7 protein-coding genes are annotated in these 12,662 nt (G+C 33.2%); 5 read left to right on the top strand and 2 right to left on the bottom strand.

The window, feature by feature from the left end; genetic code table 11:
* Positions 1 to 392 precede the first annotated feature (392 nt).
* From purL to GKR88_11435, 5 genes are all read left to right on the top strand, one after another.
* Entirely contained in the window at positions 393 to 4,124 is a 3,732-nt protein-coding gene (gene purL / locus GKR88_11455) for a phosphoribosylformylglycinamidine synthase (protein QMU64845.1), read from the top strand.
* Between the two features lie 23 nt (positions 4,125 to 4,147).
* On the top strand, positions 4,148 to 4,861 hold the full coding sequence (locus tag GKR88_11450; GenBank protein QMU64844.1) for a hypothetical protein: 714 nt from the start codon (positions 4,148 to 4,150) through the stop codon (positions 4,859 to 4,861).
* Positions 4,862 to 5,283: 422 nt separating this feature from the next.
* Complete coding sequence (locus tag GKR88_11445) at positions 5,284 to 7,059, top strand: AMP-binding protein (GenBank protein QMU64843.1); 1,776 nt, start codon at positions 5,284 to 5,286, stop codon at positions 7,057 to 7,059.
* A 316-nt stretch (positions 7,060 to 7,375) separates the two neighbouring features.
* Entirely contained in the window at positions 7,376 to 8,590 is a 1,215-nt protein-coding gene (locus GKR88_11440; protein ID QMU64842.1) for a tyrosine-type recombinase/integrase, read from the top strand.
* A gap of 124 nt (positions 8,591 to 8,714) precedes the next feature.
* Entirely contained in the window at positions 8,715 to 9,095 is a 381-nt protein-coding gene (locus GKR88_11435) for a DUF4172 domain-containing protein (GenBank protein QMU64841.1), read from the top strand.
* A gap of 184 nt (positions 9,096 to 9,279) precedes the next feature.
* Here GKR88_11435 and GKR88_11430 read toward each other — a convergent pair whose 3' ends face one another.
* Together GKR88_11430 and GKR88_11425 are read right to left on the bottom strand one after the other, a co-directional pair.
* A complete protein-coding gene (locus tag GKR88_11430) occupies positions 9,280 to 10,074 on the bottom strand; it encodes a GLPGLI family protein (GenBank protein ID QMU64840.1) in 795 nt (264 codons plus the stop codon).
* Positions 10,075 to 10,093: 19 nt separating this feature from the next.
* Entirely contained in the window at positions 10,094 to 12,625 is a 2,532-nt protein-coding gene (locus tag GKR88_11425; protein ID QMU64839.1) for a hypothetical protein, read from the bottom strand.
* Between the last annotated feature and the right edge of the window lie 37 nt (positions 12,626 to 12,662).

Genomic DNA, 12,662 nt, shown 5'->3' with positions numbered 1-12,662 from the left:
TATCGAAACGAGGTCAAATTTAAGGTTGGCATACTCAAAAAAAGAGGTAAAGCCCTCAAAAAAGGTGGGGTGGTATTATCCTTTTGGCTTACGCCATCGTGGTTACAATAATGTGGTTTCACCGAATGGGAATTCTGTAGCGTAACGGTGGGGCTTTACCGGAAAAGAACATCAAGATGAACTTGGTTTAGGTTGGATTGACATTACGGCTCGTAATTATGATGCAGCTCTAGTTCATATTCTGATAATTTTCTTTGGGGGCCCAAACGGATATTTAAAATGTTTGTTTTTATGTTAATAACATCGTTTACAAGTCTAAAAATAATACATTTTTTTTACATCTTTCTTTTAGTGTAAAATTTTAAATTTATACCCGTTTTAAATACTATTTTATGATTCATTTCTTTGGCAACACAAACAGTACGGTATTTACCGTGCAAACCACAGAAAATTTAACCACAGAAAACAAATCAAAACTAACATGGCTTTTCAATTGCCCGGAACTTGTTTCCAATACAACAGGTAAACCGTTGGCGTCAATTGACGCCTTTTTTATTGGCCCCAGAGTGGCAATGATTACGCCCTGGAGTACAAATGCCGTTGAAATTACTCAAAATATGGGTATTGACGGGATCATACGAATAGAAAAATTTGAAAATGCAGATGCAGATTTTGCTGATTTTGACTCCATGATTTTACAAAAATTTCAAGGCTTGGATCAGGATATATTTACTATTGATATGCAGCCGGATCCGATTTTGGAAATTGATACGATTGCAGCTTATAATGAGCAGGAAGGACTGGCTTTGAATGATGAAGAAATCGAATATTTAAACAACCTGTCAAAAAAGATGGGGCGTAAACTAACGGATTCCGAAGTTTTTGGTTTTTCTCAGGTAAATTCCGAACACTGCAGGCATAAAATATTTAATGGAATTTTCATTATTGATGGAGTAGAACAGCCTGTTTCTCTATTTAAAATGATCAAGGAAACATCAAAGCAAAATCCGAATGACATTATTTCGGCATACAAAGACAATGTAGCATTTATAAAAGGGCCAAAAATTAAACAGTTTGCCCCGAAAAGAGCCGATATTCCCGATTATTATGAAACAGAAACAATTGATGCTGTAATTTCTTTAAAAGCAGAAACCCATAATTTTCCTACCACTGTAGAGCCTTTTAATGGTGCAGCTACCGGTTCGGGAGGGGAAATCAGAGACAGGTTGGCCGGAGGAAAAGGTTCCATCCCCCTGGCAGGAACAGCCGTATATATGACTTCGTATACTCGCCTGGAAGAAAACAGGCCTTGGGAAAATATAGCGGAACGCAAATGGTTATACCAAACCCCGTCGGATATTCTGATCAAAGCATCCGACGGAGCGTCTGATTTTGGAAATAAGTTTGGACAACCTTTGATTACAGGCGCTGTACTCACTTTTGAACACGAAGAAAATGCCAGAAAATTAGGGTATGATAAGGTCATCATGCAAGCCGGAGGGATTGGATATGGAAAATTGCTTCAAGCTGTGAAAAGCACCCCGAAAAAGGGCGATCAAATAGTTGTCTTGGGTGGTGATAATTACAGGATTGGCATGGGGGGAGCAGCAGTATCATCGGCAGATACGGGAGCGTTTTCCTCCGGGATTGAACTAAATGCCGTCCAACGGTCTAATCCCGAAATGCAAAAACGAACTGCTAATGCGATTCGCGGAATGGTAGAAAGTAAAAATAATGTTATTGTTTCTATTCATGACCACGGTGCGGGCGGACACCTGAATTGTTTATCGGAATTGGTAGAAGATGTCGGGGGGAACATAAACCTGGACGCGTTGCCTGTTGGAGACCCGACATTGTCGGATAAAGAAATTATAGGGAATGAATCCCAGGAAAGAATGGGCTTGATTATTGCGGAAGAAGACATTGACACATTGCAGAGGATTGCAGAAAGAGAACGTTCACCTATGTATAAGGTAGGAACCATTACCGGGGATAAACGTTTTACCATTACGTCTGCAACCTCCCGAAACAAACCTATGGACCTGGACCTGGAAGACATGTTTGGTGCTTCTCCAAAAACCGTTATGAATGATGTTACCGTAAAAAGAACGTATACTCCCGTAACTTATGATACTTCTCTTTTAAGAGATTATGTTTCCCAAGTTTTGCAATTGGAATCAGTCGCTTGTAAGGATTGGCTGACAAATAAAGCAGACCGATGCGTAGGCGGAAAAGTTGCCAAACAACAGTGTGTGGGAGCCTTACAGGTTCCGCTAAACAATGTAGGGGTGATGGCACTGGATTATAACGGAAAAGAAGGTATTGCCACCGCTATCGGGCACTCCCCTATATCCGGGTTAATTGATCCGGTAGCAGGAAGCAGAAACTCAATTACGGAAGCCTTGACCAATATCATATGGGCACCTTTAAAAGATGGTTTGCAGTCCGTTTCCTTATCGGCAAACTGGATGTGGCCTTGTAAAAATAAAGGTGAAGATACGCGTTTGTATAAAGCAGTTGAGGCAGTTTCCGAATTTTCAATTGAACTGGGAATTAATGTTCCTACGGGAAAAGATTCACTGTCAATGAAGCAGAAATATCCGAATGAAGAAGTGATTTCACCGGGTACGGTAATTATTTCCGCAGCGGCTAATTGCAATGATATTTGCAACGTTGTAGAGCCTGTTTTTCAAACAAACGGGGGACCTGTTTATTATATCAACATTTCCCGGGATAGCTATAAGCTTGGCGGAAGCTCTTTTGCACAGGTAGTGAATAAAGTCGGGAGAGAAACACCTACCGTTAGAGATGCCGAATATGTAAAAAAGGTATTTAACACGGTTCAAAACTTACTAAAAGAAGGGCAAATTATTGCCGGGCATGATATCTCTTCCGGCGGATTGGTAACCACCGTATTAGAGCTGTGTTTTGCTGATAATGGTATTGGTGCTGCTCTTGATTTGAGTGCTTTAGGTGAAAAAGATACGGTTAAATTATTATTTGCTGAAAATGCCGGTGTTATCATTCAATCAAAAGACCTTGCTATAGAAAGCGTATTTCTTGAAAATAATATCGATTTTAAAACTATCGGATCCGTTACGGAAAGGGATACCGTATCAATCAAGAATAACGAAACAACCATTACGCTCTCCGTTCCGGAAATGAGGGATCTATGGTATAAAACCTCATACTTACTCGACCGAAAACAAACAGCAAACGACCTGGCAAAAAGTCGGTTTGACCATTATAAACACCAACCCTTAACCTATGTATTTCCCAAGTATTTTACAGGAAAGTTAGCAGATATACAGAAGTTATCGGATCGACAGGGATTAAAGCCTAAAGCAGCTGTCTTACGAGAAAAAGGAAGTAATTCCGAACGGGAAATGGCCAATGCTATGTACCTGGCCGGATTTGATGTAAAAGATGTACATATGACTGACCTAATATCGGGCAGGGAAACCTTGGAAGATATTCAATTTATAGGAGCAGTCGGCGGCTTTTCTAACTCGGATGTACTCGGGTCTGCCAAAGGATGGGCCGGCGCTGTTACATATAACGAAAAAGCAAATACGGCACTTAGAAAATTTTTTGAAAGAGAAGATACGCTTTCCATAGGTATTTGTAACGGGTGCCAGTTATGGATGGAATTAGGCCTGATCAATCCGGAGCATGAAAAACACGGAAAGCTGACTTACAACGATTCCGGGAAACACGAAAGTGCTTTTATCTCGGTTAAAGTGCAAAAAAACAATTCTGTAATGTTATCCGGCTTGGCCGGCACCACATTGGGAGTTTGGATTTCTCATGGCGAAGGAAAGTTTAGTTTGCCTTATCGTGAGGACGACTATCACATTGTAGCCAAATATGGCTATGAAGAGTATCCCCACAATCCAAATGGTTCTGATTTTAATACTGCCATGTTATGTGATGCATCCGGGAGGCATTTGGTCACCATGCCTCATATAGAACGCTCCATATTTCAATGGAATTGGGCAAATTATCCGAAAGGGAGAAAAGATGAAGTATCTCCGTGGTTAGAAGCTTTCGTAAATGCCAGGATCTGGATTGAGCGTAAAAATTCTGGAGTAACTGTCACAAATAAAAAAGGAATGGGTCTTTAACTCATAACAAAACAGATAAAACCATGAAGAATACAATTACTTTAACTATCCTTTTCATTACTTCGTTTACAGTCGCTCAAAAAACAGTGGAGGCTACGGATATTATAAAAGATATTAAAAACGGAAAAGACATTTCTTACCATGATGCTATCGTCACAGGCGATTTAGATTTCACTTATATGGAAGATAAATTGGCAGATCTGCCTCAAAAAAAGAAAAAAAAATGGTGGAAAAACAAAGGAGGCAATACTGTTAAAAACCTGATCGAGTCTAAAATTTCTTTTGCAAACTGTACATTCAAGGATAATGTTTTAGCCTATGTTCCGGATTCTGAAAATAGTGGCTACACATTTGTGGCCAGCTTTGATAATGACGCCATTTTTAAAGGATGTACGTTTGAAAGAAAAGCAATGTTTAAATATTCCAAATTTAATGGCAATGCTTCCTTTGAAGGGACTACATTTGGAGATGACTCAACCTTTAAGTATTCGCAATTTGATAATAACGTAAGTTTTGCCAATGCCGTATTTAAAGAAACAGCTACCTTTAAATACACAAAATTTAGAGATGGTGTTTCTTTTAACCAAACTGATTTTCAGGAAGATTTAAATATCAAATATACCAAAGTGACCGGAAATTTTGATATCAAAGGAATGAAGGTTGCCTATGAAATCAATTCAAAATACACTAAAATAAACGGAAGAGGATTTAACAAGTATTTATTGGAGAATAGGTAATCTCATACATTTTCAGGTAAATTGATGTAAAAATTCTCAAGAGTTTTATAAACTAACTCGAATTATGCATTAGAAAATCTATTACAGCTTGAAATCGTTTCAAAATATATCGCTTCACTGCCATTTTTGAAATGAACCGTAGCGGTGCTACTCTACATTCCGGAAAACCCTATATTTTATCACGATTTCAACCTTCATTACGAAGTTCTAATATCATCCGGGTTAAAAAAAGCAGCATAATTCTAGCACCAAATAACGGGCGGTTGTGAGTTATTTTGCTTTTTTGTATTTTGCTGGTTAGTAATACAGTTTGAAAGTTGTAAAGTTTCAAGTTAAAAGTTTTTCAACTGTTTTAAAACACTGAAAGAATGGTAATATTCTTTGAGAAAACAAAATTTAAAATACGGTAACAAGTCAAAAATATGTCAATAAAAATTACACGATTATTTGATTTTCCATATTATGCGGAAAAAAAATTCAATCTGGAAAAAGCGTTTGTAACAAAGTATAATGGAATGTGGAAAGCTACTTCTTCTAAAGAATATATTGCTCAAGCGAATGCTATTAGCCGTGGTTTGCTGAGATTGGGAGTGAAACCCAACGATAAAATTGCCGTAATTTCTACAAATAACAGGACAGAATGGAACATTGTAGATATAGGAATACTGCAAGTTGGAGCTCAGAATGTACCTATTTATCCCACCATTTCGAAAGAAGATTATGCGTATATTTTAAATCATTCGGAGGCTATCTATTGCTTTGTTTCGGACGAAACCATTCTGGAAAAGTTAAATCAAATTAAAGCAAGTACTCAGCTAAAAGATGTTTTTACATTTGATGAAATAGCAGGAGAAAAAAGCTGGACAACGGTTTTAAAATTAGGAGAAGACAATGCTAATAAATCCGAATTAGAGGAAAGAAAAGCTTCCATCTCACCGGAAAGTTTGGCCACTTTGATATATACATCCGGAACTACCGGTAAACCTAAAGGGGTAATGCTTTCACATGATAATATTGTTTCTAATGTACTGGCAAGTGATAAAAGAGTACCTCTAAAAAAGGGAGATACGGTCTCATTGAGTTTTTTACCTGTTTGCCATATTTTTGAAAGAATGATATTGTATTTATATCAATACTGCGGCATTAGTATTTATTTTGCCGAGTCCATAGAGGCAATGAGCGATAATTTAAAAGAGGTGAAACCTCATGTAATGACTGCAGTTCCAAGATTGTATGAAAAAGTATTTAATAAAATTTATAGTCGCGGAGAAGCACTTTCCGGTAGTAAGCAAAAACTATTTTATTGGGCTATAAAATTAGCTCTGAAATATGAACCTTATGGTGCTAACGGTTGGTGGTATGAAAAAAAATTAAGGATAGCAAGAAAGTTAATTTTTTCAAAAATAAAAGAAGGCCTGGGAGGTAGATTAGATCTGATGGTTTCCGGAAGCGCTGCACTGCAACCGAGGTTAACTCGTTTTTTTGCCGCTGCCGGTATGCCTATCATGGAAGGGTACGGTTTAACTGAAACATCGCCTGTTATATCCGTCAATGACAGAAGAAATGGCGGTTTTAGAATTGGTACTGTAGGCAGGGTGATTGACAATGTGGAAGTTAAGATTGCGGCAGATGGAGAAATTCTCGTAAAAGGGCCCAATGTAATGCAAGGCTATTATAAAGATCCCAAAAAAACAAAAGAAGTAATGACTGATGCGTATTTTCATACGGGAGATATAGGGCAGATTTGTAAGGACAGATTTTTAAAAATTACGGATCGTAAAAAGGAAATATTCAAAACATCAGGAGGGAAATACATAGCCCCTGCCCTATTGGAAGCAGAGTTAAAACAATCTCGTTTTATAGAACAAGCTATGGTTGTCGGTGAAAATGAGAAAATGCCTGCTGCACTCATACAACCTAACTTTATTTTTATTAAAGATTGGATTGAAAGAAAAGGCTTCACCATAGGTACCTCTCATAAAGAAATTGCTCATTCGGACAAGGTCAAAGAACGGATTCAGAAAGAAATAGATATTTGTAGTACAAAATGCGGAAAATGGGAACAAATCAAAAAATTTGAATTGACACCGGATGAATGGTCTATCGATGGTGGTCATTTGACCCCTACCATGAAAATGAAACGCAAGATTATCAAAGAAATTTACTGCGATTTATACGAGAGAATCTATAGAGAATAATGTTGTAAAAAGTATTTGATATTAAAAAATTAAAAGATTATGGGGGTACTCAAAAATTTCAAGTTTGTAAAGGCAGAACCTTTGACACCTTATAAAGTAGCAATTTTTAGTGGTATAAAAAATTCAGACCTCACAGGTTGTTGAATCCAGCGTGTTTTGATTTTATAATTTATTAAATACATTAATAATCAGTGATTTACGTTAAAAACGAGCTGAAATAACATCATAAAAAACCATATAAAATCATAATTTGTTTTAGGTATGTTTTAGGTAAAATCATTGATGTTTTGTATCTTTGTTGAAAGCATTAAACGTTATGGCATCAATAAAGATAATACTTTGGAAGCACGATAAAAAGAAAGATGGCACTTTTCCTATTGCTCTCAGAATTACCCAAAATAGAAAAACTCGCTACATTTTTACGGGAAAATATCTTTTTGAAAAAGATTGGGATGCTTCGGCAAGTAAAGTAAGGAAATCATATCCTAATTCTACACGGCTCAATAATTTTCTTCTAACCAAGTTAAAAGAAGCCAATAAAACATTGCTGGACTTAGAAACAGAGGATAAAACGATTTCATCTAAACAAGTTAAAAAGGAAATCACGAATCCATTAAGCAATAAGAGTTTTAAAGAAATGTCTCAAATTTATCTTAAAGAATTAGAAGACAATAAAAAACTCACCCGTTTTTCCTCAGACAGAGCCAGAGTGAACCACTTTATTGAATTTGCTAAATCCGATAACATAAATTTTCGCGAAATTGACGAAGCATTTTTAAGAAAGTATATGACATTTCTTAAAACTAAAAAGAACAATTCACAGCGTTCAGTTATTAATGCGCTAATTGTTATTCGTACCATTTATAACAGAGCTATCAAAATGGGGATTATTGACCGCAAGTATTACCCGTTTGGAGCAGATAAAATCCGTATCAAATTTCCCGAAACAGAAAAGGTTGGATTATCAGTTGAAGAAATGCAGTCTTTAGAATCATTGGAGAATCTAACATCGCAAGAAGAACACGCTCGCAATGTCTGGTTATTTAGTTTCTTTTTGGCAGGGATGCGTGTCGCAGACGTATTGCAAATACGTTGGAGCGATATATATGACGGACGACTACATTATCGAATGAATAAAAATGAAAAGTTATTATCACTTAAATTACCCGAAAAAATTTACCCTATACTCAAAGCCTATGAATCAGAAAAAGAAAAGGTAGATGATTTTATTTTCCCAGAAATGAAGAAAGCCAACCTTAAAAATCCAAATGACGTTTTGGCAAAAAAGAAAACAGCTAATAAGAAGTTTAATCTTTATTTAGAAAGTGTCAGAAAAAAAGCCAAGATTGATAAAAAACTGACGATGCACATTGCACGTCATACTTTTGGCAATATTTCTGGTGATAAAATTCCAATTCAGACATTGCAAAGATTATATCGTCATTCTTCAATTACTACCACAATTCAATATCAGTCGAATTTTATTCACAAGGATTTTGATGAGGCATTAGATAGTGTAGTGAATTATTGAAAGTGGCTTATTGAAATAGGATAACTCTATCGAGTTATCTCCAGTTCAACAAGTGAAATATCATAATTATTTATATAAATGAGCCGATTAAATTTGAGCGATATTTAATATAAATATAGCCCAAATGACACACGTTTTATGGAATTGGTTACTGAAAAATTGGCCTCAATTCACGTATGATAAGGAAAGTCTTATCGAATTAGGGAAACTATTTATTGAAAATAGCGGTACGGTTGTCGGTGGATTAAAACACGTTAACAATGATTCTAAAAATGATTTATTAGTAGAAATATTTAGTAACGAAGCAATCAGGACTTCAGAAATTGAGGGCGAATTTATAAACAGAGACAGTGTTCAATCATCTATTAAAAGAAATTTAGGATTACAAGTAGAAAAACGAAAAGTATCGCCTGCTGAATTTGACATCGCCGAAATGATGGTGGATTTGTATGTAAATTATTATAAACCACTATCTCACGAGCAACTTTTTGAATGGCATAAATGATTACTAATGGTAGACGTGATTTAACAGACATCGGAGCATATAGAACGCACACAGAACCAATGCAAGTGGTATCTGGTAGGTTAGATAGACCAATCGTACATTTTGAAGCATCGTCATCAAATGAAATTCCACGAGAAATGAAGTCTTCAAAAACAAGGAAGCCTTCAACTGGAGGAATGACAAGTTATTGCCCAAAAATTTCTAAAAAATTATCTTTTTCACTAAAAGGTTCTATGTGAACTCCAAACTTTTTTGCGTGAATTTTTAATGAATTATCAGTTTCTTTTATATGTTTCCTTTGCCTACCTATGTATTTATCTAGTGAAATGAATTTTTTTCCTTTAGGGAGAATCATTATTTTACTTGTAGGAACTTTTAATTGTTGTTCAGGGTACTTTATTTTTTTAAAAACCATTTTAAAAAACCCATCTCTTGTTTTAGCTTCCAATATAATTCCAGGCAACCCTTGAAGCTTCCATGGTCCATAAGGCAAAGGTATTTCTTCAGTATACCAACAAATATATTCTCTACCTCTAAATTTAGTCACAGCTTTTTTGCAAAGAAATTTTCCTATTTTTTTTGTAGCACTTTCAAATTTCCACTTAAAATCAGGAATCTTCTCTTTTGCATATATCACTCTTGATATCAACGAAAAAGCATTTGAAAAATAAATACTATCCTTGGATTTATCTAAATAAACTTGTAAACCCTTTTTTCGTGTTTTGGAAATATCATCAAAATCGGCTATTTCAACAAGGGTTTCTTCACTACCTGAATCAATTTTTTGATTTGATAACCCTAAAGAATCCTTATATGTCACAAAATGGGATTTGTTCTGATTAAATACCAAATAAGAATTATAACTAACTCCATAATGATTATCTATATGGTCGTAATAAATAATTCCTGTTTTAATGTCTTGCGAATAAGCAGAAGCATGAAGAACAATTATCAGCACCAATAAAGTAAATATTCTCATAATAAAATTTTTCCTAAATTTAAAATATATATTTTACACTGGCAAATGTATAAAATGGTACAAGAGGTATTGTAGTTACCGATGAAAAAAAAGTGTCTCTATATTGAATTGAAAACTCATCTTCATTAATCAAATTATTTATTTTCAAACTGTAAGAAAAATTCTTGTTTTCAGGCTCATAACCTAAAGACATATTGATTATATTGTACACATCATTATTAATACTATAGACTCCACCATTAAGAACAAATGCAAATTCACTACCAAAATTCCAATCTAAATCAAATTCTATTTTTTTTGTACTAAATGAAGATTTGTTATTGTTAAACTTTTGAACATTGTTATTATACTCAAATCTAAGATTGAAGTTTAAAGGAGAAGAAAAGTAAGAACTCATTTCAATATTATAAATACCATCATATAGTTTGCTTATCTCTGCACCTTGATTATTTATTGGTATAGACAAAAAAGATTGCTTAGTCTCCAACTTAAGACCAATTGAATTAATTAAAAATATTAGTTGATTTCTAAAACTATACTCTTCTCCATTTCGTTTTACAAGAAAAGTATTGTTAAAATTGATGTTATCTTCAATAGAAAAATTATTTAGTAATGATGAGTTTGACTTCTTGTACATAAAAGAAAACTCATTATTATAGGTGCTTTTTTTATTTCTATTATTTAATTTAATCTTGAATTGTTCATAATCAATCGGGGCAAAAGTCACACCTCCCCTTTTAAACGTATTATTGTTTATTAAATAGAAATTTTCTAAGAAATTTTGATTTGAAGGAATAGCTTGTTTATTTAAAAATGAAATATCTAAACTTCCCCAATAATTAACATTAAGAGATGCAAAATAATTTACTAAAATCCTTTTTTCTTTATTTAATTTAAAAAAAGATGTAGTAATATTAGTTTTGAATTTCATCTTTTTTGATAATTTATAAATTAGCGTTGGTCTAAAAATAAATTCATTCCTTTTAAAAAAGATATTATTTTCATATTGAGAATCTTCGGGAAATAAAAAAATATTATACTTTTCTTGATTATTCTTTATGTTAAACAATATATTACTTTTTAAATTTCTTGATATTAAGTATGAAAAATCTGTTTTCAAGTTAAAATATTTCAAATCCTTGTTTACTGTCTGAGTTATTTTTCCATTATTGGATTGAAGCAATGAATTTAAGTTCTCAGAAATAATTGAAGTATTTTCTTTTAAATTAGATAAACCAAAATCCAATTCATTATTTAAAATAACTCCATTTTTAAAGCGATATGTATATTGGAAATTATCATATATTGCCATCTCTTTAGTAATGTTGTCATCAAATATATCGCTAGTATTGAATAAAGAATAAGAGTTAAACTGATTTTCCTTTATTTTATAATTGAGTTTATTCACAAAGTAACTATTTTCTAACCCTTTATGTTTTAATTCTATCTCTCCTAAAAAAAGAGTGTTTTTATCATTTACTCTATTTGACTCTAAAAAAGAATCATTTTGAAAAAAGAAATCAGTATTATTAACTGATTGTTGCATGAGATCATCTATTCCAATAAAACTTGTACTTCTTAATACTAGATTATTAATTTTTTTATTTATTAGAAAAGTATTTCCTTTTGCATTATTAAAATTAACCACTTCTTTAGGGAGTTGAACATTGTTTTTTCTAAAGGAATAAATTGGAGAATTTTCTTCATCACCATTCCCAAAAAAAACTGGGATAGCTTCTTCTCCTAGAGAAGATATTTTTAAAGCATTCAGAAATTTTACTTTCTTTTTTAACAATCCAACATTACTAGTAGCTTTAATTTCCTCTTCCCCTAGACCATCTCCATACCCTAATGAAACATTTCCAAACCATATATTTTTAAATTTTTGCTTAATTTTTAAATTCAAGGCAATTTTTTCTGATTTACGACTTCTTTTAAAAACAGTATTTTCTTCAAAATTATTTAGCACCTGAATATCATCTAAAACTTCTGATCGTAAATTCTTAGAAATAAAAGTATACTGTTTATCTGCTAAGTCATCTCCATCTATTAATATCTTTTCAATTTCTTTATTCCAGTATTTAATACGCCCATCTTTATCTATACTAATTCCTGGAATTTTCTTAAGTGATTTTTCAATACTCTCATTTTTTTTTATTTGATACTTTTTTATATTCAAATTCAAAGTATCTCTATTTATCTTATTAGAGCTAATGACAACTTCATCTAGCTGCTCAATTTTAGGTTTAAGAATGAATACAGTCGATTTATTGAATAACACATTTTTCTCTTTTTCCTCAAAAAAAAGTGAAGATATTTTAAAAAAAATAGGAGAAGTAAAATTCTCAATATTAAAAAAAACTTCTCCATCAATATTTGTATATTGATAAGCAATAGTTTTTTTTTCTTTATCTAATAAGTAGACTAAAATATTTGATAATGGCTTATTTTGTTGGTCATAAACAATAGCTTTCAACCTAATTTCTTGACCAAATAAATGATTGGAAAAACAAAAAACAACAAAAAACAAAAAAACAGTAGGGTATTTCATAATTTTTTAGTAAAAATGTATAATTATTAATCATAAA

The sequence above is a fragment of the Flavobacteriaceae bacterium genome (assembly GCA_014075215.1).
Taxonomy (GTDB): Bacteria; Bacteroidota; Bacteroidia; order Flavobacteriales; family Flavobacteriaceae; genus Polaribacter.
The sequence above is the reverse complement of the archived record's forward strand: the minus strand, read 5'-3'. Positions and strand labels throughout refer to the sequence as shown.

Bases quoted from the DNA above. Each gene is read 5' to 3' on its own strand.
- purL (QMU64845.1), top strand. From the start codon at position 393: ATGATTCATTTCTTTGGCAACACAAACAGTACGGTATTTACCGTGCAA.
- GKR88_11450 (QMU64844.1), top strand. From the start codon at position 4,148: ATGAAGAATACAATTACTTTAACTATCCTTTTCATTACTTCGTTTACA.
- GKR88_11445 (QMU64843.1), top strand. From the start codon at position 5,284: ATGTCAATAAAAATTACACGATTATTTGATTTTCCATATTATGCGGAA.
- GKR88_11440 (QMU64842.1), top strand. From the start codon at position 7,376: ATGGCATCAATAAAGATAATACTTTGGAAGCACGATAAAAAGAAAGAT.
- GKR88_11435 (QMU64841.1), top strand. From the start codon at position 8,715: ATGACACACGTTTTATGGAATTGGTTACTGAAAAATTGGCCTCAATTC.
- GKR88_11430 (QMU64840.1), bottom strand. From the start codon at position 10,074: ATGAGAATATTTACTTTATTGGTGCTGATAATTGTTCTTCATGCTTCT.
- GKR88_11425 (QMU64839.1), bottom strand. From the start codon at position 12,625: ATGAAATACCCTACTGTTTTTTTGTTTTTTGTTGTTTTTTGTTTTTCC.